Origin of the sequence: Pseudomonas sp. WPR_5_2, from assembly GCF_003634475.1 — a bacterium.
Taxonomy (GTDB): domain Bacteria; phylum Pseudomonadota; class Gammaproteobacteria; order Pseudomonadales; family Pseudomonadaceae; genus Aquipseudomonas; species Aquipseudomonas izuensis.
In genome coordinates, this window is the sequence record NZ_RBLA01000007.1 from 1 (window position 1) to 25,933 (window position 25,933).

A 25,933-nucleotide genomic window follows, 5' to 3' on the forward strand; every position below is an offset into this window, starting at 1 on the left:
GGTAGTGTGGGGTTTCCCCATGTGAGAGTAGGTCATCGTCAAGATTAAATTCCGAAACCCCTATCTGCGTATGCAGGTAGGGGTTTTGTTTTGTCCGCAGGAAAGTTCGTACAGCAGTACCGGATAGGTCCACGCTGTCACAGTCTCCCGACAATGCTAAGGTTCGGCCCTAGCATTTGTATTTTCCAAGGAAGCCTTTATGCCGGACGCGACACCCCTCAGTGCTGGTTTTATGGTGGTTCACGGCAACCGCCTGGACGAGTTGCGCAGCCTGGTGGTTAGCTGGATGCGGCGTTATCCGCTGGCTCCCCTGGAGGATGAGATCGCGCTGGTACAGAGCAACGGCATTGCGCAATGGCTCAAGCTTGCACTGGCCGAAGATGCTGAAGAAGACGACATGGGCGGCTGTGGAATCGCCGCTGCCATTGATGTGCAGTTGCCCGGTAGTTTCATGTGGCAGCTCTATCGCATGGTGCTTGGTCGCGACGAAATTCCGGCGAAGTCCCTGCTCGATAAAGCCCCATTGACCTGGCGTTTGATGCGCCTGCTTCCGCAACTGATCAATCAACCGCACTTCGAGCCCTTGCAGCGCTTCCTTACCAATGACACGGACCTGCGCAAACGCTATCAGCTCGCTGAGCGGCTGGCGGATCTCTTCGACCAATACCAAGTGTATCGAGCTGACTGGCTCGAAGACTGGGCAGAAGGCCGTCATCAGTTACGCAACGGTAGAGGCGAAGCCAAACCGCTGCCGCCAGCGAATTGCTGGCAGGCAGAATTGTGGCGTGCGTTGTTGCTGGATGTCGGTGAAGAAGGCATGGCGCAGAGTCGTGCAGGTGTCCATCAGCGGTTTATCGAACGTATCAACAACCTCGACGTAGCGCCCAATGGGTTGCCCTCCCGAGTGATCGTGTTCGGGATTTCCTCTCTGCCAGCTCAAGCCCTGGAAGCGTTGGCCGGATTAGCTCGATTCAGCCAGGTGCTGCTATGCGTGCATAATCCGTGTCGTCACCATTGGGCGGACATCGTCGCCGATAAAGACCTTTTGCGGCATCAATACAAACGACAAGCCCGCAAAAGCGGCATGCCGGTTGTGCTCGACCCGCAAACCCTTCATCAACATGCCCATCCATTGCTCGCCGCATGGGGCAAGCAGGGGCGCGACTATATAAACTTGCTCGACAGCTATGATGATCCAAATAGCTATCGCTCGGCGTTTCGCGACGGGCGCATCGACTTGTTCAGCGACAGCCTGCCACTGAACATGCTCAATCAGTTGCAGGATGACATCCTCGAGTTGCGTCCACTGAACGAGACTCGCGAACGTTGGCCAGCCGTAGATCCGCATACAGATCAGTCGATCCGTTTTCACATCGCTCACAGTGCACAACGTGAAGTAGAGATCCTTCACGATCAGTTGCTCGCGCGCTTCAGCGCCGATCCACAATTGCGTCCTCGCGATGTGATTGTGATGGTCCCGGATATCGACAGCTATGCACCGCACATTCGTGCGGTGTTTGGTCAACTCGAACGTCATGATCCGCGCTTCATCCCCTTCACCCTGGCTGATCAGGGGCAGCGGGGCCGTGATCCGTTACTGATCGCCGTCGAGCATCTGCTCAAGTTGCCCGACAGTCGATTCCCTGTCAGCGAAATCCTCGATCTGCTCGACGTTCCGGCGTTACGCGCCCGCTTTGGTGTAGAGGAGCGCGACCTGCCGACCCTGCACCGCTGGATTGAAGGCGCAGGCATCCGTTGGGGCATGAATGCCGAACAGCGTGCGGGCCTCGGTTTGCCACAGGCGCTTGAGCAAAACAGTTGGCGTTTTGGCCTGCGACGCATGTTGCTTGGTTATGCCGTAGGCAGTGCCAGTGCTTGTGGTGGAATCGAGCCTTATGACGAGATCGGTGGTCTGGACGCCGCACTTATCGGCCCATTGGTTGCGCTGCTGGATGCGTTGGAAATTGCCCATCAGGAACTCATGCAGCCGGCATCGCCTCAGCAGTGGAGCGTGCGCTTGCAGGCATTGGTGTCGCTGTTCTTCCTGGCCAGCAACGAACATGACGACTTCTTGCTGAGTCAATTGGAAGAATTGCGGGAAGCCTGGCTCGAGAACTGTGAGTCGGTAGGTCTACAAGACGAACTGTCGCTGACCGTAGTCCGTGAAGCCTGGCTTGCGGGTCTCGATCAGGGGCGATTATCCCAACGCTTTCTCGCCGGTGCGGTGAATTTCTGTACCTTGATGCCGATGCGGGCGATTCCCTTCAAACTGGTGTGCTTGCTGGGAATGAACGATGGCGATTACCCGCGTGCACAGCCACCCCTCGATTTCGACCTCATGGGCAGTGACTACCGCCCTGGCGATCGCTCACGACGCGAAGATGACCGCTACTTGTTGCTGGAAGCGCTGTTGTCGGCACGAGACCAGCTATACATCAGCTGGGTCGGCCGCAGCATTCGCGATAACAGCGAACGCCCTGCTTCGGTGTTGATCGGCCAGCTCCGTGACCATCTGGCCAGCGGTTGGCGATTGACCGGGTCCGACGAAGACTTGCTTGAAGTCATTACTCAGGAACATCCGCTGCAACCTTTCAGCGCTCGTTACTTTCATGAAGGCGATGACCTGTTCAGCTACGCCAACGAGTGGCAGGTGCTTCACCACTTGACCGAGCAAGTGACTGAATGCGAGATCCTTGATCCTCATGTTCAGGAGGAGCCACTGAGTCTCGGTCAACTCCAGGACTTCCTGCGCAACCCGGTGCGGCATTTCTTCAGCCAGCGGTTGAAGGTGTTCTTCGAGGCCGCCGAAGTGCCTTTGGCGGATGAAGAGCCCTTTGTACTCGACGCTCTGCAACGCTATAGCCTCAGCGACAGTTTGCTTGAAGCAGCACTGGCTGATGCGGACAACGCCGACCAGGCACTTGAGGCGCAGGCCCGGCGTCTGCAAAACAGTGGCCTGTTACCCATGGCCGGATTTGGCGAATGCCTTCAGCGCGAACTGATCGAGCCGCTGCCGGATCTGCTGCAGCGCTATCAGCAGCTTCTGGCTCTGTGGCCAACGCCATTGACCAGCGCTCTGCCGGTGAATCTGGAGTTGCATGACCTGCGTCTTGAAGGTTGGCTCAGTGGCCTGCATCAACGTGCCGATGGTGGCTTGTTGTCCATCACCACGATCCCCAACAGCATCGGTTCGATCAAGTCGCGCAAATGGCATCGCCTGACGCGGCCTTGGGTCAATCATCTGGTCGCCTGCGCCAGTGGTCTGGCGATGACCACGGCTTTGGTGGCCAGTGATGACAGTCTGGTGCTCGCACCAATGGAGGCGGACTCCGCGCAACGGATTCTGGGTGACCTGTTGCTGGCCTGGCAATCGGGTATGCGTCAGCCATTGCCGATCGCGGTCAAGACTGCCTTCGCCTGGCTGGGTCAAACCGAACCGGTCAAAGCCGAAGCGGCGGCTCGCAAGGCTTATGAAGGTGATGGATTGACCACTGATGGTGAGCGGCGCGAAAGCGTGGCGCTGGCTCGTCAGTTCGCTGACTACGATGCCTTGGTTGCCGACGAGACATTCGTTGACTGGTGCAACGCTCTGTACCGGCCATTGCTTGAAGCCCCTTGGCGTTCGATGTCCAGTGAGGAGGCGCGCCCATGACCGGCAAAACACCTTTGGCCCTGGCATTTCCGCTGCGGGGCAGCCAACTGATCGAAGCCAGCGCCGGGACGGGCAAGACTTTCACCATTTCTGCGCTGTATCTGCGCCTGGTCCTAGGCCATGGTGGCGAGGACAGTGGTTTCGGACGCGAGCTGTTGCCTCCGCAAATCCTTGTCGTGACCTTTACCGATGCCGCCACCAAAGAATTGCGTGAGCGAATTCGTACCCGTCTGGCGGAAGCCGCCCGGTATTTCCGCGATGAAACACCGCCACCTGACAGCCTGATTGCCGACCTGCGTGAGCAGTACTTGCCCGAACAATGGTCCGGTTGCGCAAACCGCCTGGACATCGCCGCTCAGTGGATGGATGAAGCGGCGGTTTCGACGATCCACAGTTGGTGCCAGCGTATGCTGCGCGAACACGCATTCGACAGTGGCAGCTTGTTTACCCAGACCCTGGAAACCGATCACAGCGATTTGCTCGGGGAAGTCCTGCGCGACTACTGGCGGCTGTTTTGTTATCCGATGCAAGGCGATGCGCTGAATTGGGTGCGTAACAATTGGGGTGGTCCGGCGGCATTGTTGCCACGGGTTCGCGGCCTGTTTGCCAGCGAGCGGGACAACGTCGAAGGCAAGGAGCCTGCTGAACTGATCACTGAGTGTTTGCAGGAGCGGCGGGCTGCGCTACTGGAACTCAAGATGCCCTGGCGTCAATGGGCGAATGAGTTGCTCGCCATCTGCCATGAGGGTGTCACCAGCAAGAGTGTCGACGGCCGCAAGATGCAGCCGCGTTACTTCGAACCCTGGTTCGAGAAGATCAAAGCCTGGGCCGAGGACGAAACCCTTGAGCAACTGGACATCGGAACCGGCTTCACGCGCCTGACCCCCGACGGCATGGCTGAAGCCTGGAAGAAAGGCGATGTTCCCAATCATCCAGGCCTGGACGCCATGCCTGGCCTGAAGGCCTGTCTTGATGGCTTGCCGACGCCTGACGCTGCCGTTTTAAAACACGCCGCCCATTGGGTGGGTGCACGCTTCGAGGAAGAAAAACGCCGCCGCGCGGAAATGGGTTTCGACGACATGCTTTTGCGCCTCGATGCTGCCTTGCAAGCCGAGGGTGGCGAGCGCCTGGCAAGCTTGATCCGTGAGCAATTTCCGGTGGCGCTGATCGACGAGTTTCAGGATACCGACCCGGTGCAGTACCGGATCTTCGAGAGCATCTATCGCATCGAGGACAACAATCCGGAAAGCGGCCTGTTCCTGATCGGCGACCCGAAGCAGGCGATCTATGCCTTCCGCGGTGCCGACATCTACACCTACCTGCGCGCCCGTCAGGCGACCGCTGGCCGCCTGCATACCCTGGGCACCAACTTCCGTTCGAGTCATGGCATGGTCAACGCCGTAAACCATGTCTTTGAGCGCGCCGAGACTCGTGAGGCCGGACGGGGGGCCTTCCTGTTCCGTGAAAGCAATGGCGATAACCCGGTACCGTTTTTGCCGGTCGAATCCCAGGGCCGCAAAGAGGTTTTGCACATCGACGGTCAGGTGGTGCCCGCGCTGAACATCTGGCACTTGTCTGCCGAGCAGCCGTTGTCCGGTGCGGTGTACCGGCAACAGCTGGCCGCCGCGTGTGCCAGTGAAATCACCGCATTGCTCAACGGTGGGCAACAAGGTCGTGCGGGGTTCGTACGGGACGGCGACTTCAAAGGCTTGCTGCCGGCGGATATCGCGATCCTGGTCCGCGATGGCAAGGAAGCGCAGGCCGTACGTGCCGAGCTTTCCGCCCGGGGAGTGCGCAGCGTTTATCTGTCGGACAAGGATTCGGTGTTCGCCGCCCAGGAAGCTCACGACGTGCTGACCTGGCTCAAAGCCTGCGCCGAGCCGGATATCGAACGACCACTGCGGGCCGCATTGGCCTGCATCACACTGGACCTGTCGTTGGCGGAGCTGGAACGGCTCAATCAGGACGAGTTGGCCTGGGAAGCGCGGGTCATGCAGTTCCGCCGTTATCGAGAGATCTGGCGCAAGCAGGGCGTGTTGCCCATGTTGCGATGCTTGCTGCATGACTTCCAACTGCCACAGGCACTGATTGCACGCAACGATGGCGAGCGGGTGTTGACCAACCTTTTGCATCTCTGCGAGTTACTGCAACAGGCGGCCGCCGAACTGGATGGCGAACAGGCTCTGATCCGTCATTTGTCCGAGCATCTGGCGCTGTCCGGTCAGGCCGGCGAAGAGCAGATCCTGCGTCTGGAGAGTGATGAACAACTGGTCAAGGTCGTGACCATCCACAAGTCCAAGGGGCTGGAATATCCCTTGGTGTTTCTGCCGTTCATTTGCTCGGCGAAACCGGTGGATGGCAGTCGGTTGCCGCTGCATTACCACGATGCCATGGGCAAGGCTCAGGTGTCCTTGAGCCCGACCGCCGAGTTGATTGCCCTGGCCGATGATGAACGACTGGCGGAAGACCTGCGCTTGCTCTATGTGGCCCTGACCCGCGCGCAGCATGCCTGCTGGCTGGGGGTGACGGACCTGAAACGCGGCAGTAACAACAGCTCGGTGCTGCACCTGTCGGCGCTGGGTTACCTGCTGGGTGGCGGCGCGGCCTTGACCGAGCCGGCGGGGTTGAGGCGTTGGCTCGAAGACTTGCAGCAGGACTGCCCTGCACTGAGTTACAGCGAAATGCCCGAAGCCACGGGCGAGCACTACCATCCGCCGCAAAACGAAGCAGCATTGCGCGCGCCGCTGGTTCCCAAGCGCAAGGCCAGCGAAAACTGGTGGATCGCCTCCTACAGCGCCTTACGCATGAGCGACATTCTGAGCATCGGCAGTGACGAGGCGCCGGAGAGCCCGCAGGCGCAGAAGCTCTTCGACGACGAGCGTCTCGATCCGCAGGCGCCTCGGGAAATGGCTGCGGGTGGCGCCGATATCCATCGATTCCCCCGTGGCCCGAACCCCGGCACCTTTCTTCATGGCTTGCTCGAGTGGGCGGGCGACGAAGGTTTTTCTGCCACGCCGCAAGCCGTGGAGGACGCCATCGCCCGTCGTTGCAACCGTCGTGGCTGGGAAGGCTGGATCACCACGCTGAGCGATTGGCTGCAGCATCTGCTCAAATCACCGCTGCCTGTGGGAGCTGGGCAAACCCCGGTGATTTTCGAGCGCCTGACCCAATACCAGGTTGAAATGGAATTCTGGTTCGCCAGCCATAAGGTCGATGTACTCAAGCTCGATGCGTTGGTGCGCGAACATACGCACAATGGAGTTGCCCGGGTGGCCGCCGAGCCGGTGCTGCTCAATGGTATGTTCAAGGGCTTTATCGACCTGACGTTCGAACACGAGGGCCGCTACTACGTCGCTGACTACAAATCCAACTGGCTGGGCATTGATGACTCGGCCTACACCGGGCAGGCCATGGAACAGTCGATCCTCGACAACCGCTACGACCTGCAATACGTCTTGTACCTTCTGGCCCTGCATCGTCAACTCAAGGCCCGGCTTGCCGATTACGACTACGACCGGCATGTCGGAGGTGCGTTGTACCTGTTCCTGCGCGGTACGCGTGCACCCAGCCAGGGCGTGTATTTTGCCCGTCCGCCGAGGGAGCTGATCGAGCGACTGGACCGACTGTTTCAGGGGAAAGCAGAACCGAAGGCCGAACCGGCATGGGAACAGGGAGTATTGCTATGAGCCGCACCTTCGCCGATTTGCTGCCCACCTCGTTAGCCGCTGAAAGCCTGGCGAACCTCGACCCCTTGAACAGTGCGGACGACTTGCTGCTGTTGCTCACGCGCTGGGTCGAACGTGGCTGGTTGCGGGCGCTGGACAAAGCCTTCGTTGCTTTCCTCCATGAACTGGCACCGGACGATGACCCGCTGGTGTTGCTGGCGGCGGCATTGACCAGTCATCAACTGGGCCACGGGCATGTCTGCCTGGATCTGTTCGAGACATTGAAAGAACCTGACTTCGCCCTGTCACTGCCACCGGAAGGCGATCTGCACAGTGGCGCGATGTTGCTGCCGTCACAGATGCTGGAGACCCTGGACGGTGCCCATTGGTGCAAGGTGCTGGCTTCGGGCAGCCTGGTCGCATTGGCCGCTGACAGGCGTGAGGCCGTGCAGCAGCGGCCGTTGGTGTTGTCGGGAAAGCGCCTGTACTTGCGGCGCTACTGGGCCTACGAGCGGCGTATCGATCATTCGCTGCGTCAACGCCTGGCCGAACAAGAAGCAGTGCCGAGTGATTTGCTCCAGCGCCTTACCGGCTTGTTCGGTGCGGCCAGGCCCGGTGAGGTCATCGATTGGCAGAAACTGGCGTGTGCCCTCGCGACTCGCAGTGCCTTCAGCATCGTCACCGGCGGTCCGGGCACCGGCAAGACCACGACCGTCGTGCGCTTGCTGGCCTTGCTCCAGGCGCCCGCAGTGGAGGCTGGCAAGCCGCTGCGCATTCGTTTGGCCGCGCCGACCGGCAAAGCCGCGGCGCGATTGACGGAATCCATCAGTCAGCAAGTCAGAACCTTGAAAGTCGCTGAAGCCATACGCAACAAAATTCCCTCGGATGTCACCACCGTTCACCGCCTGCTCGGCAGTCGCCCCGGTACGCGACATTTCCGTCATCACGCGGGCAATCGCTTGCCGCTGGATGTATTGGTGGTGGACGAGGCCTCGATGATCGACCTGGAAATGATGGCCAACCTGCTTGATGCCCTGCCGTCGCACGCCCGCCTGGTGTTGCTCGGAGATAAGGACCAGTTGGCTTCGGTGGAGGCCGGTGCGGTGCTCGGCGATTTGTGTCGGGATGCCGAGGCCGGATGGTACAGCCCGCAGACCCGTCAGTGGCTGGAGGCGGTCAGTGGCGAAAGCCTGGAGGCCAGCGGGTTGCAGGAGGATACCCAAGGCACTCATCCATTGGCGCAACAAGTGGTGATGCTGCGCCACTCGCGACGGTTCGGCGAGGGCAGCGGAATCGGCCAGTTGGCGCGTTGGGTCAATCAGCAGCAGCCCGAAGAGGCGCGTAAGTTGCTGGCGGCTCGAAGCCACGACGATGTATTTTGCCTGCCCCTCAAGAGTGAACAGGATCGGGCACTGGAGCGTTTGTTGCTTGAAGGTCATGGCGACGGGCCGCAGGGTTATCGGCATTACTTGAGCCTGCTGCGAAACCAGCGGCCCGAGCTCGACACGCCGCTGGAGGATTCGCGCTGGATGGATTGGGCTCGACAAATCCTGCAAGCCTTCGATGCTTTCCAGTTGTTGTGCGCGGTCCGCAAAGGGCCGTGGGGTGTAGAAGGATTGAACCAGCGAGTGACCGAGGCGTTGCTCAAGGCCCGGCTGATCGACAGCGACCAGCAGTGGTATGAAGGGCGACCCGTGCTGATGACGCGCAATGATTACGGACTGGGTCTGATGAACGGCGATATCGGCATTGCGCTCAAACTTCCCGAACATGATGGACCTGAAGCGGGTAAACAGGTACTTCGGGTAGCATTCCCGCGCAATGACGGGCAGGGCGGGGTACGTTTCGTTCTGCCGAGCCGGCTCAATGATGTCGAAACCGTTTATGCCATGACGGTACACAAATCCCAGGGCTCGGAATTTGCCCATACTGCGCTGATTTTGCCGGATGCCCTGAATCCGGTGCTTACCAAGGAGCTGATCTATACCGGGATTACCCGGGCCAAGCACTGGTTCACATTGATCGAACCGCGGGCCGGTGTATTTGAAGAAGCAGTGCGGCGAAAGGTCAAGCGCTTGAGCGGGTTGATGCTGGAGCTCAAAGAAGTTATCGATGCGCCCGATTGAAGGACGCGTCTGTATCTGTAGGAGCGAGCTTGCTCCGGGCGGCGTTCCGACGATGGACTCAAGAGCGCCGCGTTTATCCAGTAAACACGCGTTTTGAAATGCGACAAAAGTAAAGTTACCGACCGGTTCGGAAAGCCCGCCTGGTTTCAATCATTTTTACTGGCAAGGCCTTTCACTCCTTTATCGATACGCAGTAGGCGTCAATGACCCACATGAAAAAAATAATAAATTACTGCCGGAATTCTTTTTGGAAGCGATGGCTTCGCCAACGCAAATACAAATTGGCTGGCGGGGTGTCATCGCTTAACGCGAGAACTACTTTGGTTCTTGAAGAAGGTGTCTCGCTGGGGCATTTGGTCATCGAGGCCAGGCGTTTGAGCATCGGGGCCCATACCTATATTCGCAGCGGTTGTGTGCTGTCCACGGTAGCTTCAATTGGGCGGTTTTGTTCTATTGGCAATAACTGCCATATCGGGCAGGAAAAAAACACTCACCCTTCAAACTGGGTAAGCTCCCATCCCTTTCAGTACACCGATACAGGGCTGTCCTACGAGCCTGTCATCGCTGATGTCACTATCGGCGATGACGTATGGATCGGGCACAGCGCCATGATCATGGAGGGCGTCACGGTCGGTACGGGCGCCATTATCGCTACCCGTGCATTGGTTGCTCATGATGTTCCGCCCTATGCGATAGTCGCTGGCGTGCCGGCGAAAGTGGTCAAGTATCGGCATCCTCCAGAAATCACTTCCAGGTTGTTGAACAGCAAGTGGTGGGAATGTGAAGTCGAGTTTCTTCAGAACTTGCGTCTGGATGACCCGGATGCCGCTTTGCCGGAATTGATAAATAAGCGCCACGATAATCTGGCCAGCTACCAGCAGATCGAAGTAACCCGCAAGGGATGCCGTTCAATGCCTTCCATGCCCCGTGGCGAAGACAGTATCGAGTCCAGGCAAGCGCTCAATCAACAAACCGCAACTCCCGCGTTTCACCCAACAACAGTGGGCCATTCAGTTCAGTCACCTCGCGTATGTAATCCCACAGCAGGGTAATCCGCTTGAGCTTGCGCAGGTCTTCGCGGCAGTACATCCAGAACTGCCGGGTGATATTGATTTCGTCCGGCAACACTGGCAGCAGGCGAGGGTCCTGAGCCGCGAGGAAGCAGGGCAGGATCGCCAGTGATCGCCCTTGCTGCGCCGCCACGAACTGGGCTATCACGCTGGTACTGCGCAGATTGGCGCTGGCGCCGGGCAGGACGTTGGCCAGGTACAACAGTTCCGAGCTGAATGCCAGATCGTCGACATAACTGATGAATGAATGCTTGCCCAGGTCGGCCGGGCGGCGGATGGCCGGGTGTTTGTCCAGGTATTCCTGGGTCGCGTACAGCTGGAGTCGGTAGTCGGTCAGTTTGCAGCAGACGTACGGGCCATGTTCCGGGCGTTCCAGGGCGATAACGATATCCGCCTCGCGCTTGGACAGGCTGATGAAGTGCGGCAGCGGCAGGATGTCCACCGAGATCGCCGGGTAGGCATCCACAAAATGGCTTAGCTGTGGGGTGATGAAGAAACTGCCGAAACCTTCGGTGCAGCCCATGCGCACGTGACCGGACAGCGCCACTCCGGACCCTGAAACCTGTTCACAGGCCATGTGCAGCGTGCTTTCGATCGATTCGGCATAACCCATCAAACGCTGACCTTCAGCGGTCAGCACAAAGCCAGTGGTCCGGGACTTCTCGAACAATAACGTGCCCAATGAGGCTTCCAGCGAACTGATGCGTCGGGACACAGTGGTGTAGTCGACCGCCAGGCGCTTGGCTGCGGTGCTGGCTTTACGGGTCCGGGCGACTTCAAGGAAAAACTTGAGGTCATCCCAGTTCAACGAGCCTAACGAGGTGATATTTTTTTGCATGTTGGACCGGCTTTTATGTGCGTTCTTATCAGAAGTTTGCACATCTATACTCCAGAAACAGCCCGATAACCAATCGCGGCGCAAGGCTCCTCTCAAGGCGGCTATCCCGCCTTGACTCCCTGATAGCTCTCTTCCACAAGAATAACGCCCAGGAGACCCCCATGAACGCACCGATCACATCTAACGAAACCACCGTACAAAAGGTCAAATTATTGATCGATGGCGAGTGGGTCGAATCCAAGACCACCGAATGGCACGACATCGTTAACCCGGCTACCCAGCAAGTGCTGGCCAAAGTGCCATTCGCTACCGCTGAAGAAGTCGACGCAGCAATCAGTGCGGCCCATCGCGCCTTCCAGACCTGGAAGCTGACACCGATTGGCGCGCGGATGCGCATCATGCTCAAGCTCCAGGCACTGATTCGCGAACACTCCAAGCGCATCGCCGCGGTGCTGAGCGCCGAGCAGGGCAAAACCATTGCCGACGCCGAAGGCGACATTTTCCGTGGCCTGGAAGTGGTTGAGCACGCCTGCTCCATCGGCAGCCTGCAAATGGGTGAGTTCGCTGAAAACGTCGCGGGTGGTGTCGATACCTACACCCTGCGTCAGCCGATCGGTGTGTGTGCCGGCATCACCCCGTTCAACTTCCCGGCGATGATCCCGTTGTGGATGTTCCCGATGGCCATCGCCTGTGGCAACACCTTCGTCCTCAAGCCGTCCGAACAGGACCCGATGTCGACCATGCTGCTGGTGGAGCTGGCCATCGAAGCCGGCATTCCGGCCGGTGTGCTGAACGTCGTGCACGGTGGCAAGGACGTGGTGGACGGGCTCTGCACCCACAAGGACATCAAGGCCGTTTCCTTCGTCGGTTCGACGGCGGTCGGTACTCATGTCTATGACCTGGCCGGCAAACACGGCAAGCGCGTGCAATCGATGATGGGCGCGAAGAACCATGCCGTGGTGCTGCCCGATGCCAATCGCGAACAAGCGTTGAATGCGCTGGTGGGTGCCGGTTTCGGCGCGGCCGGGCAGCGCTGCATGGCCACGTCGGTCGTGGTGTTGGTGGGCGCGGCGAAGCAATGGCTGCCAGACCTGAAGGCGCTGGCGCAGAAACTCAAGGTCAATGCCGGCAGCGAGCCAGGCACCGACGTCGGTCCGGTGATCTCGAAAAAGGCCAAGGCGCGAATTCTCGATCTGATCGAGAGCGGCATCAAGGAAGGCGCGAAACTGGAACTGGACGGTCGCGAGATCACGGTTCCCGGTTACGAGAAAGGCAACTTTGTCGGCCCGACCTTGTTCTCCGGCGTGACCACCGACATGCAGATCTACACCCAGGAAATCTTCGGCCCGGTACTGGTGGTACTGGAAGTCGCCACCCTCGATGAGGCCATTGCTTTGGTCAACGCCAACCCGTTCGGTAACGGCACGGGCCTGTTCACCCAGAGCGGTGCGGCGGCACGCAAATTCCAGAATGAAATCGACGTCGGCCAGGTGGGTATCAATATCCCGATTCCGGTGCCGGTACCGTTCTTCAGCTTCACCGGTTCCCGTGGTTCCAAACTCGGCGACCTCGGCCCGTATGGCAAGCAAGTGGTGCAGTTCTACACTCAGACCAAGACCGTCACCAGCCGCTGGTTTGATGACGACAGCGTCAACGACGGTGTGAACACCACCATCAACTTGCGTTAAGGAGCCGGACATGAAAATCGCTTTTATCGGTCTGGGCAACATGGGCGCGCCGATGGCGCGCAACCTGATCAAGGCCGGTCACTCGCTCAATCTGGTCGACCTGAACAAAGCCGTGTTGGCGGAGTTGGAACAATTGGGCGGCACCATCAGCTCCTCGGCCCGTGACGCGGCAAAAGGTGCAGAACTGGTGATCACCATGCTGCCGGCCGCCGTGCATGTGCGCAGCGTCTGGCTGGGTGAAGACGGCGTACTCGCCGGTATCGGCAAAGGCGTGCCGGCGGTGGATTGCAGCACCATCGATCCGCAGACCGCCCGTGACGTGGCCGCCGCTGCGGCCAAACAGGGCGTGGCCATGGCCGATGCGCCGGTCTCCGGCGGTACGGGCGGTGCGGCAGCCGGGACGCTGACTTTCATGGTCGGTGGCACTGCGGAACTGTTCGCCACCCTGCAACCGGTGCTCGCGCAGATGGGCCGCAACATCGTCCACTGCGGCGAAGTCGGCACAGGGCAAATTGCCAAGATCTGCAATAACCTGCTGCTGGGGATTTCCATGGTCGGCGTCAGCGAGGCCATGGCCCTGGGCGATGCCCTGGGTATCGACACCAAAGTGCTCGCGGGCATCATCAATAGCTCCACCGGGCGTTGCTGGAGTTCGGAGATGTACAACCCGTGGCCGGGCATCGTCGAAACGGCTCCGGCTTCGCGCGGCTATACCGGTGGTTTCGGTGCCGAATTGATGCTCAAGGATCTGGGCCTGGCCACGGAAGCGGCACGTCAGGCGCACCAACCGGTGGTGCTTGGCGCGGTGGCCCAGCAGCTGTATCAGGCGATGAGTCTGCGGGGCGAAGGCGGCAGCGACTTCTCGGCGATCATCAATAGCTATCGCAAGCCGTTGTAACTGGCTGAAAACCTGTGGGAGCGAGCCTGCTCGCGAAAGCGGTCTGTCAGTCACATTGATGCTAAATGTGCCGGCGCATTCGCGAGCAGGCTCGCTCCCACAGGGTATTGAATAGGCGCATCGACATTTGCCGGGAAATCACGTCGGGTGATCTCCCGGCTTTTTTATGTCTGAAAGATCTCGCTCAGGTTCGTTCGCTCATCCGCACACTGGCAAAAGTCGATTCATTTCTCGCCTGCTCGAGGGCCGTCAGCGGCCGGGCCGATGCCGGCTGAGCAATGGCAAGCACCGCCGGCCTGCGACTCATTTCCGAACCGGCCCGCTCATCGCTCGGTGGAACGCCGAAGTGCTCGCGATAGCATTTGGAAAAGTGTGGCGTGGACACGAAACCGCAGACCGTCGCCAGCTCAATAAGCGACATCGATGTTTGCTTGAGCAATTGCCGCGCCCGGATCAGGCGCAATCTGAGGTAGTAACGCGATGGCGTGCAGTTCAGGTATTTCTGGAACAGCCGCTCCAGCTGCCGACGTGACAGGTCCACATACTCGGCCAGATTATCCAGGTCGATCGTCTCCTCGAGGTTGGCCTCCATCAACGCGACGATTTCTTGCAGCTTGGGCTGATGAGTGCCCAGTACGTGCTTGAGCGGTACGCGCTGATGGTCCTGCTCGTTGCGTATGCGCTCGTAGACAAACATCTCCGAAATGGCGGCCGATAATTCACGGCCATGATCGCGACCGATCAGGTGCAGCATCATGTCCATCGGCGCGGTCCCGCCGGAGCTTGTGAACCGGTTGCGGTCGAGGGTAAACAGACTGGCGCTCATGCTGACCCGCGGAAAAGCTTCCTGCATGGCTGCCAGAAATTCCCAATGCACGCTGCACTCGTATCCGTCGAGCAGACCGGCTTTGGCCAGTGCCCAGCTACCGGTACATATACCCCCCAGGCGCCGGGATTGACGCGCCAGGGCTTTGAGCCAGGTGATGTGCTCGCGGGTGACCACGCTCTGGATACCTACACCACCGCAGACGATCACCGTGTCTGCCACCCCCGGCTTGTCCCAGGAAGCATCGGGGGTGATCGGCACGCCGTCACTCGCCCAGACGGGCTGGCCGCCGGGGCTGAACGTATGCCAGCGATACAACTCCTGCCCCGATAACTGATTGGCCATGCGCAATGGCTCCACGGCGGAGGCCAGGGAAATCAGGGTGAATTGATCCAGCAGCAGAAAACCGACGCATTGGGTCGGCTTGCCGTCCAACGGGGTGGACCTTGATGACATCGTGGCCATGTCCTTACGAAAAGCGATGACGGCCAGCGGCACGGTAGCGTGGAACGCCATGCCGCTGGTATGCGCAACCGGTATCTCTCCCGGGTTATCCCACGGACGTCGCGCTTGCAGGCTGCGCAGGATGGCGCGAGGTGACCAGGCCGATAAAGGAAATTGCCAGTGCCAGGCCGATGGTCGTCGTCACTTCGGTACGGTGTTGCGGCGAGACCATCATCACTGCCAGCGCAGCGCAAATGAACACGATCACCAACCATGTCAGCCAAGGGAACAGCCACATGCGGAAGGTCAGTTCGACGTTCTGTCGACACAACATCCGGCGCATGCGCAACTGCGACACTGCAATGGCCAGGTACACCACCAAGGCAATCGCGCCGGAACTGGCCAGCAGGAACTCAAACAACCCGGCAGGCATGAAGTAGCTCCAAACGGTAATCGCTGCACCCAGCACGGTACTGGCGATGACCGCCGCCCGTGGCACGCCTTCGGAGGAGGTCGCCTTCAGCGCTTTCGGCGCATCCCCGCGCCGTCCCAGCGAGTACAGCATGCGCGAGGCGATGTAGATCGATGAGTTCATGCAACTGGCCACGGCGATCAGCACCACTACGTCCACCATGAACTTGGCGTGGGGAATGTTCATGATTTCCAGCGCTCGCTGGTAGGAACCCACCTCGGCCAGCAGCGGATCGTTCCAGGGCACCACGGAGATGACCACGAAAATCGACAACAGATAGAACACGCCAATACGCCAGATCACCGAACGCGTGGCCTTGGCGATGTTCTGCGAAGGATTGTCGGATTCGGCGGCGGCGATGGTGACCGCCTCGGTACCGATGAAGCTGAACATGATCGTGATGAAGGCGCCGACGACCGCCGACAGGCCATTGGGAGCGAACCCGCCGTGTTCGGCCATCAGGCCGCTCAAGCCGCTGACTTGCCGATCGGGAATCCAGCCCATCAACACCGCGAAACCCACGCCGATGAAACCAATGATTGCCACGACCTTGGCCATGGCGAACCAGAATTCGAATTCGCCGTACTTGGAGACACTGAACAGGTTGGTGATCACCAACGCAATGATCGACATCAGGGCGAACAGCCAGGCATCAATCTGGGGAAACCACTGGTTCAGCACATGACCGGCGGCCAGCGCTTCGATCGGGATCACCAGCACCCAAAACCACCAATAGAGCCACCCGATGGTGAAGCCCGCCCAACGGCCGATGGCCTGGTCGGCATAGGTGGAGAACGAGCCGGTGTCGGGATTGGCCACCGCCATTTCACCGAGCATGCGCATGACCAGAACGACCAGCAGACCCGAGAACAGATAGGCCAGCAATACGGCGGGGCCAGCGGCCGCGATGGCATGCCCCGAGCCTACGAACAAACCGGCGCCGATAATCCCGGCGATAGACAACATGGTGACGTGACGAGGCTTGAAGCCCTGCGCCAATTGGCCACTGGAATCCTTTGAGCTCGGGCTAATCATTATTTTTCTTCTCTGGTGAACGACATTTGAGCGTGCTGATGGGGGCGGGAGAGTGTCACGGTTGCCGGATGCCCTTTCTGAACGCCGCGCTCTCCAGGCGCCGCCATTCTTGTCAGACCCATCATCGCGATGAGGTTGTATCGGTGAAAAGCAGCGCCACCTTACCCGGCTTGTCCGACAAACCAGTTTCCTGATTGCGCCACCTCGGTGTCTGATATCGACACGGACAAGCTTTGCGTTCGTTATGAAAACCAATGGGTCACCGAGTGGCAAAAAGCAATCACCTGTTTTTTTCGAGCGTTCTGCCGATGTAGCGGCGAAGCGTATAGCGCGGGTGTTTTGAGCAGGGAGGGGGGGAGCAGGAGGGGATCCGAGTGCGGCTATGGAGTGCGTATTGCGCAATGAGTCGTTACTCGGGTAACGACTCATTGCGGGTGTCGCTTTTGTAACCGGGTGTCGTTTTGCTCAGGGATCAGGCAAACACAAAATACTTGCGCACGGTTTCCACCACTTCCCAGGTGCCTTTCATCCCCGGCTCGATGACGAAAATATCACCGGCGCGCAGGTGGATCGGCGCCATGCCTTCCGGGGTAATGATGCAGTAGCCTTCCTGGAAGTGGCAGTATTCCCACTTCACGTATTCCACATACCACTTGCCCGGCGTGCAGATCCAGGTGCCCATGATCTTGCTGCCGTCTTCGCTGGTGTAGGCGTTGAGGTTGACGGTATGCGGGTCGCCTTCGAGTTTTTCCCATTTGCAGGCGTCGAGTACGGGCAGCGGGTGGGTGTCGCGAAGAACGGTAATCGGTGCGGTCATGATGACTCCGGGCGTTGGTGGAGAGCTGAAGCCGCACCCTATCGGGCTTGGCCCGGTATCAGTTGTCTGTGCTCGACACTGAGGTATCCAGAAGCGCTCGATCATTTGCGCACCCCATGAAAAACGCCCCGGCATTCATCGAATGCCGGGGCGTTTTATTTTGCGGGGTTACTGAGCCACTGGCAGGTTTCGATGCCTGGCCATGCGCAACCGGTAGCAACCGTAGATGAGCAGCACCCACACCGGCATGGCGTAGACCGAGGCGCGTACCGGCGGAATCATCCAGATGACGCAGATGATCACGGCCATGAACGCCAGGCACAGGTAATTGGTGTACGGCGACCAGAACGCCTTGAAGCCGGGCACGATGCCGCGCTGGCCCATGGCCTTGCGAAACTTCAGGTGCGTCAGGCTGATCAGCGCCCAGTTGATCATCAGGGACGCGACTACCAGGGCGAACAGCAACTCCAGCGCTTCGTGCGGAGCGATGAAGTTGACCAGTACAACCAGCATCGTAATCAGCGCCGATACGCCCAGCGCCAGCAATGGCACGCCCTGCTTGTTAAGTTTCATCAGCACCTTGGGTGCGTCACCTTGCTCGGCCAGGCCGTAGAGCATGCGGCTGTTGCAGTAGACGCCACTGTTGTAGACCGACAGCGCCGCGGTGAGCACCACGAAGTTGAGGATTTGCGCGGCGGTGTCGCTGCCGATCAAGGCGAAGATCTGCACGAACGGGCTGCCGCTGTAGGCATCGCCCGAAGCGCCCAGGGTTTGCAGCAGTTGGTCCCACGGATACAGCGACAGCAGCACGGTGAGTGCGCCGACGTAGAAGATCAGCACCCGGTAAACCACCTGGTTGATGGCCTTGGGAATGACCTTGCGCGGTTCGCTGGCTTCAGCGGCGGTGATGCCGACCAGCTCCAGGCCGCCGAAGGAGAACATGATGAACGCCATCGCCATCAGCAGGCCGCTGTAGCCGTTGGGGAAGAACCCGCCGTGGTCCCACAGGTTGCTCACCGAGGCCTGCGGGCCGCCGGTGCCACTGAACAGCATGTAACAGCCCAGGACGATCATGCCGATGATGGCCACGACCTTGATGATCGCGAACCAGAATTCCATTTCACCGAACACTTTGACGTTCAGCGTGTTGATCAGGTTGACCAGCACAAAGAACACCGCGGCGCTGACCCAGGTCGGCACCTCTGGCCACCAGAACTGCACGTACTTGCCGACGGCCGTCAGCTCGGCCATGCCCACCAGCACATAGAGCACCCAGTAGTTCCAGCCGGACAGGAAGCCGGCGAAGCCGCCCCAGTAGTTATGGGCAAAGTGGCTGAAGGAGCCGGCGACCGGTTCCTCGACAATCATCTCGCCGAGCTGGCGCATGATCAGGAACGCGATGAAACCGGCAATCGCGTAGCCGAGGATCATCGACGGTCCGGCGGACTTGAGCACGCCGGCGGAGCCCAGGAACAGTCCCGTACCAATGGCTCCACCCAGGGCGATCAGTTGAATATGTCGATTTTTCAACCCCCGCTTGAGCGTCCCCTGTTGCACTATTTCATCCGCCATCTGGTTCCCTTCTGGTTGTTGTGGCCAGGCCTGATTTCAAAGGTCGAATATTACTCTGGCTCACCTCTTCGTCATACCGCCGCGCATTGCCGTGAACGCAGGTTTTCAAGGGGTTTCACGGCTGTTTGCGGTATGTAGGGCCTGAAGCAAGGCTTTGGCATAGCCTGGCAGGTGATCGAACGAGCGTGCGCACAACAGCAGTTTGCGCTGTGCCCATGGCTCTTTCAGCGCGAAGCTCTTCAAGGGTTGATCGACCGTCCGGCGTCGCAAGGCGGCCAACGGCACAATGCCGAGCCCGGCACCGTGAGCGACCATGCGCATCACTGCGTCGAAGCCTTCGGCACGGATGCGGATCTGCATGCGCAGGCCAGCGTGCAGGGCCTGTTCTTCCAGGTACACGGCCAAGGCGCTGTTGGCGGTCAGGCCGACAAAGTAATGCTGCAAGGTATCGGTGAAGCTCGGCGCTTCGCCTTCACCCAGGGGATGCCCGGGCGGCATGATCAGCACCAGCGGATCGTCGCGAAAGGGCAGGGTGTCGAGGGTGTGGGTGTCGACTGCATCGGAGACGATCCCCAGGTCCGCCGCACCCTGGCGCAAGGCGTGGGTGATGCGCGCGCTGGGCAGTTCCTGCAGATCGATGTCGAGGTTGGGATGGTCGCGCAGGAAATCGGCGAGCACTTCCGGCAGGTACTCGGTGATTGCCGTGGTGTTGCACAGCAATCGCACCTGGCCTTTAACGCCGTTGGCGTATTCGGCGAGGTCCTGCTGCATGCGCTCGGCGTGTTGCAGCAGGGTGCGGGCGTGCCGGGCCAAGGCCTTGCCGGCAGGTGTAGGCGTGACGCCGCGCCGCCCGCGCTCCAGGAAGTCGATACCCAAGGAGGCTTCCATGGCCCGGATGCGCGCACTGGCGGCTGCCAGGGACAAATGGCTGCGGGCGGCGCCGGCGGTGATGTTGCCAGTGTCGAGGATGTTCAGGTAGAGGCGCAGGTCGGTGAGGTCGAAGTGCATCGGTACAACCTTGAAAGTGATGTTGTCTGGGCGGGCGTCTTCGCGAGCAGGCTCGCTCCCACATTTGAAATGCATTCCCCTGTGGGAGCGAGCCTGCTCGCGAAGGGGCCGGTAGCCTCGGCCTAAATTTCAGCCTCTTGGCGGGTGAGAGGCACCCTCAGTATATGGCAGATTTTCAACCGACCCTGCCGGGCTCACCATAGCCCCATGAATACACTCACCGCGTTCTACCAAAACCTCGGTCTGGCCCTTTCAATACTGGTCATCGCCACCTTCCTGCTGGCCGGCATGATCAAGGGCGTGATCGGTCTCGGCCTGCCGACCATCGCCATGGGCTTGCTCGGTCTGGCTATGGCACCGTCGCAGGCTGCGGCGCTGTTGATCATTCCGGCAACGCTGACCAATGTCTGGCAACTGGCATTCGGTGGTCATTTGCTCGGGCTGATCAAGCGGCTGTGGCCGATGTTGCTGGCCATTTTCATCGGCACCGGTGCGGGCACCCTGTGGATCGGCATGGCGGGTGGGCACTGGGTGGTGCGGGGATTGGGGGCGGCGTTGTTGCTCTATGCATTGAGCGGGCTGTTCCTGCCGGCCTTGCGTGTCAGTGGGCGCAACGAAGCCTGGCTCGGTCCGTTGTGCGGGGGACTGACCGGTGTGATCACCTCGGCCACCGGCGTGTTCGTGATTCCCGCGGTGCCGTACCTCCAGGCGCTGGGTTTGAGCCGGGATGAACTGGTGCAGGCGCTGGGACTGTCGTTCACCGTCTCGACCCTGGCCCTGGCCGGCGGGTTGTTATGGCGCGGCGCCCTCGGTGGTGGTGAGTTGAGCGCGTCGCTGTTGGCGCTGATCCCGGCAGTGCTCGGCATGTGGCTGGGGCAGTGGTTGCGCCAGCGGATCAGCGCCGTGTTGTTCAAGCGCGTGTTCTTTATCGGCCTGGGGTTGCTCGGCGGCCATCTGTTGATCAGCGGCTAGCGGACGAGGCGCTGATCATCTCGATGGCGCGGATCTCGAAATCCCGCTCCAGGTACTCATCGCGCTGCTCAAGAAACTGCTTCATGTGAGGCAGGTTCGAATGCACATCGAGGTGGGCCTGGGACTGCCAGATCTCGTAAAAGATAAACAGGGTCGGGTCCTGTTTGTCGCGCAGCATGTGGTATTCGATGCAACCCGGTTCGGCACGACTCGCTTCCACATGACGACTGAAAAACGCTTCGAAGGCGTCGGATTTTTCCGGGCGGGTCTTGGCGTGCAGGATGAAGCCTTGCATTTCACTCATGAACAATTCTCCTCAAGTCAGAATTGGCCCCAGTCTAAGACAACAATCCCGTCCTGATTCGTGCGTATGGGTCAAATGAATTTTGTCCCGCGAGTGCTTATTCCGCGCGAGGCCGATCGTTACGCTGCCGCCATCCATTTCTGACCTTCCCGAGACCTCTCATGAAAAAAGTACTGTTGCTCAATGGCGGCAAAAAATTCGCTCACTCCGATGGCCGCTACAACGCCACCCTGCATGAAGCCGCGTTGAGCGTGCTGGACCGTGGTGGTGTGGACGTCAAAGCCACGTTCATCGACGAGGGTTACGACGTTGCTGAAGAAGTCGCCAAATTCCTCTGGGCCGACGTGATCATTTACCAGATGCCTGGCTGGTGGATGGGCGCGCCGTGGACCGTCAAGAAATACATCGACGAAGTCTTTACCGAAGGTCATGGCAGCCTCTACGCCAGCGACGGCCGCACCCGTTCCGACGCCTCGCAGAAGTACGGCAGCGGCGGCCTGATTCAGGGCAAGCAGTACATGCTGTCGTTGACCTGGAACGCACCGCAGCAAGCCTTCGACGACCCGACCGACTTCTTCGAAGCCAAAGGTGTGGACGCGGTGTACTTCCCGTTTCACAAAGCCAACGAATTCCTCGGCATGACCGGTTTGCCGACGTTCCTCTGCGTGGATGTGATGAAGCGCCCGAACATCGAAAGCGATGTGGTGCGTTATGAACAGCATTTGACCGAGGTGTTTGGCCTTAAGGCGTAACGCTCGGCTACTATCGAAAGCATGACCCAAAAAAACCGTCGCTGAATTTTCGATAAGGAAAGCAGGTGAAAGCCAGATCCGATGAGTTGCAGATTTTCGTCTGCGTGATTGAGTGCGGGTCGATTTCGGCGGCGGCCGAGCAGGTCGGGCAAACGCCGTCGGCGGTCAGCCGCACGCTGTCGCGGCTGGAGGCCAAGCTCGATACGACGTTGATCAATCGCACCACGCGGCGCATGGACCTCACCGAGGAAGGCAAGTATTTCTTCGAGCACGCCAAGCTGATTCTTGATCAGATGGACGAACTCGAAGAGCGCTTGTCCTCCCGCCAGCAAACACCGTCCGGGCGCTTGCGCATCAATGCCGCCTCGCCGTTCATGCTGCACGCCATCGTGCCCTACATCGATGAGTTCCGCGGGCTCTACCCCGATATCCAGCTCGAACTCAACAGCAACGACCTGATCATCGACCTGCTCGAACAGAGCACCGACATCGCCATCCGCATCGGCACGCTGACCGACTCGACCCTGCACGCCCGCTCCCTGGGCTGCAGTCCGTTGCACATCGTCGCCAGCCCGGCGTACCTGGAAAAGCACGGTACACCGACGGCGGTGGCGGATCTGTCCGGCCATTCGCTGCTGGGCTTCACGCATAACGAAGGCCTCAACCAATGGCCGCTGCGCCATGTGCAGGGTGATCGCTGGCCGATCCAGGCGTCGCTCGGTGCCTCCAGCGGCGAGACCATCCGCCACCTGGCGCTGGAGGGCCAGGGCATCGCCAGCCTGTCGCACTACATGACCATCGAGGACATTCGTGCCGGGCGCTTGAAAGTGTTGCTGGCGGAGTTCAACAGTGGTTATCGCCAGCCCATCAACGCCGTGTACTACCGCAACTCGCAATTGGCGCTGCGAATCCAGTGTTTCCTGGACTTCATCCAGAGCAAGTTGGCGCTTTATGCGAGCTCGGATTTCAAGGACTGATTCGTGATCCCTGCGCAAGAGTGAATTGGGTCAGCGGGGATTTTTCGTCACGGATCTCTCCCTGATACTCGTTGCATCACTTATCAACGCAGGGAGTTTCTCCATGAACGTATTCGTTACCGGCGCTGCCGGTTTTATCGGCGGCTCTATCGCCACAGGCCTGATCAAGGCCGGTCACAACGTCACCGGTCTGGTGCGCAACGCCGAACAAGCGGATGAGCTGAAAGCGCTGGGTATCACGCCAGTGATCGGCACGCTGGATGACAGTGCACTGCTGGCGGACCAGGCCCGGTCCGCCGACGCCGTGATCAACGCCGCCAGCAGCGACCATCGCGGCGCGGTGGAAGCTTTGCTCAATGCCTTGCGTGGCTCCAACAAGGTATTTCTGCACACCAGCGGTTCAAGCATCGTCGGCGATGCGTCGGGCGGCCAATCCAGTGACGTCATTTACTTCGAAGACAACCTGCCGGAGCCGACCGTGGACAAGGCCGCGCGGGTGGCAATCGATAACCTGATCCTCGCTGCGGCGAAGGACGGGGTGAACTCGGCGGTCATTTGCAACACCCTGATCTACGGCCACAGCCTGGGTGTCCATCGCGACAGCGTGCAACTGCCGCGCTTGCTGAAACAGGCGCGTAAAAGTGGCGTGGTTCGCCATGTCGGCACCGGCCAGAACATCTGGTCCAACGTGCACATCGAAGACGTGGTGTCGCTGTACCTGCTGGCGCTGACCAAGAATATCCCGGGCACGTTCTACTTCGTCGAAAGCGGCGAAGCGTCGTTCATCGACATGACCACTGCCATGGCGCAGGCGTTGAACCTGGGCGAGCCGCAAGACTGGCCGCTCAAAGACGCCGAGGCTGAGTGGGGCTACGAGATGGCCAACTATGGCCTGGGTTCCAACAGCCGTGTTCGCGGCAAGCATGCGCGGGAGTTGTTGGGGTGGGTGCCCAAACGCACGTCGGTGGTTGAGTGGATTCTTCACGAAATGGTGTGAGTTCGCTGTAGTCCGCGTTGCCACCTTCGCGAGCAGGCTCGCTCCCACATTTAATATCATCGCTCACGGATTTTGTGTTCGACGAAGATCCACTGTGGGAGCGAGCCTGCTCGCGAAGGCATTTCTGAAGTTCCAACAACTGGCCGGGCTGCCCTCGATTCCGTAACATCCGCACACTCTTTCTCGCTATTCCCTGCGGTCCCCCATGAAACCAAAACACCTGCGCGCCGATGTCCTGGCCGGCCTCACCACGTCTTTTGCCCTGTTGCCCGAATGCATCGCTTTCGCGCTGGTGGCCCATCTCAACCCGCTGATGGGGCTGTATGGCGCGTTCATCATTTGCACGCTCACCGCGCTGTTCGGTGGCCGGCCGGGGATGGTGTCCGGGGCTGCGGGGTCGATGGCGGTGGTGATTGTCGCGCTGGTGGTGCAGCACGGTGTGCAGTACTTGCTGGCCACTGTGTTGCTGGGTGGTTTGATCATGTCCGCCTTCGGTTTGCTCAAGCTCGGCAAACTGGTGCGCATGGTGCCGCACCCGGTGATGCTCGGTTTCGTCAACGGCCTGGCGATCATCATCGCGCTTGCGCAGTTGGAACATTTCAAGCGTGGTGATGCGTGGCTGAGCGGCGCGCCGCTGTACATCATGATTGGCCTGGTGGCTGTCACCATGGCGATTGTCTACGTGCTGCCGCGCCTGACCCGCGCGGTGCCGCCCGCACTGGCGGCGATTCTGGGGGTGGGCCTGGCGGTTTATCTATTGGGCCTGCCGACCCGCACCCTCGGCGACATGGCACACATTGCCGGCGGCTTGCCGACCTTTGCGTTGCCGGACATTCCGTGGAATCTGGACACCCTGCGCATCATTGCCCCTTACGCGATCCTGATGGCCTTGGTCGGCCTGCTGGAAACCCTGCTGACCCTGAACCTCACCGATGAAATCACCGAGAGCCGCGGTTATCCGGACCGAGAGTGCGTGGCGCTGGGGGCGGCGAATATGGTGTCCGGTGCCTTGGGCGGCATGGGTGGCTGCGCGATGATCGGCCAGACCGTGATCAACCTCAGTTCCGGTGGGCGAGGTCGTGTGTCCGGTGTGGTGGCCGGGGTGTCGATCTTGTTGTTCATCCTGTTTCTGTCGCCGCTGATCGAGCGCATTCCACTGGCAGCGCTGGTCGGGGTGATGTTCGTGGTATCGCAGCAAACCTTCGCCTGGGCTTCGCTGCGGGTGGTGAATAAGGTGCCGCTCAACGACGTACTGGTGATCGTCGCCGTGACGGTGATCACCGTGTTCACCGACCTGGCCACGGCGGTGCTGTGCGGGATCATCATTGCCGCGCTGAACTTTGCCTGGCAGCAGGCTCGCGAACTCTACGCAGACAGCCACGTTGAAGCCGATGGCAGCAAGCTTTACCGGCTGCATGGCACGCTTTTCTTCGCTTCGACGACACCGTTCCTCAATCAGTTCGACCCTGCCAACGACCCGTCGGTGGTGACGATCGATTGTCGTCATTTGAGTTTCGTCGACTACTCAGCCATTGCCGCACTCAAGACGCTGCGCGAGCGCTACGAAAAAGCCGGCAAACACCTGCGCGTGCTGCACTTGTCCGAGCGCTGCAGGAAACTGCTCAAGCGTGCTCGGGTGGACCACGATTGACGGCGCCCGGCGATGAAAATTCGCCGGTCCGATTTTCATTATTTGCGACACGGCATATCCCTCAGCGACATCACTTGCCTCTCTACGAAAATTACTTTCACCTCGTTTGATAATCACGCCTCGAAATGTTTTAAGAGTTTCACAACTATTTTGACGTGACCCTCTCGAG

At 59.8% G+C, this 25,933-nt stretch carries 18 protein-coding genes; 11 read left to right on the forward strand and 7 right to left on the reverse strand.

All coding sequences use genetic code 11. The features are described from left to right. Window positions 1-199: 199 nt before the first annotated feature. The 4 genes from recC to BJ917_RS23775 all read left to right on the forward strand — a co-directional run bounded on the left by recC (window position 200) and on the right by BJ917_RS23775 (window position 10,495). On the forward strand, window positions 200-3,652 hold the full coding sequence (gene recC / locus BJ917_RS23760) for an exodeoxyribonuclease V subunit gamma (RefSeq protein WP_121104884.1): 3,453 nt from the start codon (window positions 200-202) through the stop codon (window positions 3,650-3,652). Beyond that, a complete protein-coding gene (gene recB / locus BJ917_RS23765; RefSeq protein ID WP_121104886.1) occupies window positions 3,649-7,338 on the forward strand; it encodes an exodeoxyribonuclease V subunit beta in 3,690 nt (1,229 codons plus the stop codon). Before recC ends, recB begins: the two co-directional genes overlap by 4 nt. Further along, a complete protein-coding gene (recD, locus tag BJ917_RS23770; RefSeq protein ID WP_121104888.1) occupies window positions 7,335-9,443 on the forward strand; it encodes an exodeoxyribonuclease V subunit alpha in 2,109 nt (702 codons plus the stop codon). The genes recB and recD overlap by 4 nt, the downstream gene beginning before the upstream one ends. Window positions 9,444-9,655: 212 nt before the next feature. Further along, window positions 9,656-10,495: a CatB-related O-acetyltransferase gene (locus BJ917_RS23775; RefSeq protein WP_158602490.1), complete on the forward strand. Its 840-nt coding sequence runs from the start codon at window positions 9,656-9,658 to the stop codon at window positions 10,493-10,495. Here the strand turns inward: BJ917_RS23775 and BJ917_RS23780 are convergent. After that, the gene (locus tag BJ917_RS23780) at window positions 10,404-11,351 is read right to left on the reverse strand and encodes a LysR family transcriptional regulator (RefSeq protein WP_096515581.1); all 948 of its coding nucleotides are present in this window, start codon (window positions 11,349-11,351) and stop codon (window positions 10,404-10,406) included. The two genes, BJ917_RS23775 and BJ917_RS23780, sit on opposite strands and share 92 nt — an antisense overlap. A 161-nt stretch (window positions 11,352-11,512) precedes the next feature. Between BJ917_RS23780 and BJ917_RS23785 the strand changes: the two genes are divergently transcribed. Both BJ917_RS23785 and mmsB read left to right on the forward strand, forming a co-directional pair. Next, window positions 11,513-13,039 carry a CoA-acylating methylmalonate-semialdehyde dehydrogenase gene (locus tag BJ917_RS23785; protein ID WP_121104890.1) on the forward strand — a complete coding sequence of 509 codons (1,527 nt, stop codon included), beginning with the start codon at window positions 11,513-11,515 and terminating at the stop codon, window positions 13,037-13,039. Window positions 13,040-13,049: 10 nt separating this feature from the next. Continuing rightward, window positions 13,050-13,937, forward strand: coding sequence for a 3-hydroxyisobutyrate dehydrogenase (mmsB, locus tag BJ917_RS23790; RefSeq protein WP_121104891.1), 888 nt, complete (start codon window positions 13,050-13,052; stop codon window positions 13,935-13,937). Window positions 13,938-14,121: 184 nt separating this feature from the next. Here the strand turns inward: mmsB and BJ917_RS23795 are convergent, their stop codons facing one another. The 5 genes from BJ917_RS23795 to BJ917_RS23815 form a co-directional block, all read right to left on the reverse strand. After that, window positions 14,122-15,219, reverse strand: a complete 1,098-nt coding sequence (locus BJ917_RS23795) for a GlxA family transcriptional regulator (RefSeq protein WP_177435611.1) — start codon at window positions 15,217-15,219, stop codon at window positions 14,122-14,124. Window positions 15,220-15,313: 94 nt separating this feature from the next. Further along, entirely contained in the window at window positions 15,314-16,714 is a 1,401-nt protein-coding gene (gene gabP, locus BJ917_RS23800; protein ID WP_121104892.1) for a GABA permease, read from the reverse strand. A gap of 472 nt (window positions 16,715-17,186) precedes the next feature. After that, the gene (locus BJ917_RS23805) at window positions 17,187-17,531 is read right to left on the reverse strand and encodes a cupin domain-containing protein (RefSeq protein WP_007900627.1); all 345 of its coding nucleotides are present in this window, start codon (window positions 17,529-17,531) and stop codon (window positions 17,187-17,189) included. Between the two features lie 168 nt (window positions 17,532-17,699). Then, the gene (locus BJ917_RS23810) at window positions 17,700-19,103 is read right to left on the reverse strand and encodes an amino acid permease (RefSeq protein ID WP_096513545.1); all 1,404 of its coding nucleotides are present in this window, start codon (window positions 19,101-19,103) and stop codon (window positions 17,700-17,702) included. Between the two features lie 105 nt (window positions 19,104-19,208). Further along, entirely contained in the window at window positions 19,209-20,111 is a 903-nt protein-coding gene (locus BJ917_RS23815; RefSeq protein ID WP_121104893.1) for a LysR substrate-binding domain-containing protein, read from the reverse strand. A 207-nt stretch (window positions 20,112-20,318) separates the two neighbouring features. On the opposite strand from BJ917_RS23815, the gene BJ917_RS23820 reads away from it, so the two are divergent. Beyond that, complete coding sequence (locus BJ917_RS23820) at window positions 20,319-21,083, forward strand: sulfite exporter TauE/SafE family protein (protein WP_121104894.1); 765 nt, start codon at window positions 20,319-20,321, stop codon at window positions 21,081-21,083. Here BJ917_RS23820 and BJ917_RS23825 read toward each other — a convergent pair. Beyond that, window positions 21,073-21,387, reverse strand: a complete 315-nt coding sequence (locus BJ917_RS23825; RefSeq protein ID WP_121104895.1) for a putative quinol monooxygenase — start codon at window positions 21,385-21,387, stop codon at window positions 21,073-21,075. The two genes, BJ917_RS23820 and BJ917_RS23825, sit on opposite strands and share 11 nt — an antisense overlap. Window positions 21,388-21,548: 161 nt before the next feature. On the opposite strand from BJ917_RS23825, the gene BJ917_RS23830 reads away from it, so the two are divergent. From BJ917_RS23830 to BJ917_RS23845, 4 genes are all read left to right on the forward strand, one after another. After that, the gene (locus BJ917_RS23830) at window positions 21,549-22,139 is read left to right on the forward strand and encodes an NAD(P)H-dependent oxidoreductase (RefSeq protein WP_096513542.1); all 591 of its coding nucleotides are present in this window, start codon (window positions 21,549-21,551) and stop codon (window positions 22,137-22,139) included. Window positions 22,140-22,204: 65 nt separating this feature from the next. Continuing rightward, window positions 22,205-23,116: a LysR family transcriptional regulator gene (locus BJ917_RS23835; protein WP_121104896.1), complete on the forward strand. Its 912-nt coding sequence runs from the start codon at window positions 22,205-22,207 to the stop codon at window positions 23,114-23,116. 103 nt (window positions 23,117-23,219) lie between these two features. Next, window positions 23,220-24,113 (forward strand): NAD-dependent epimerase/dehydratase family protein, encoded by an 894-nt coding sequence (locus tag BJ917_RS23840; RefSeq protein ID WP_121104898.1) that lies wholly within the window; start codon window positions 23,220-23,222, stop codon window positions 24,111-24,113. Between the two features lie 205 nt (window positions 24,114-24,318). Continuing rightward, entirely contained in the window at window positions 24,319-25,764 is a 1,446-nt protein-coding gene (locus tag BJ917_RS23845; RefSeq protein ID WP_121104900.1) for a SulP family inorganic anion transporter, read from the forward strand. Window positions 25,765-25,933 lie beyond the last annotated feature (169 nt).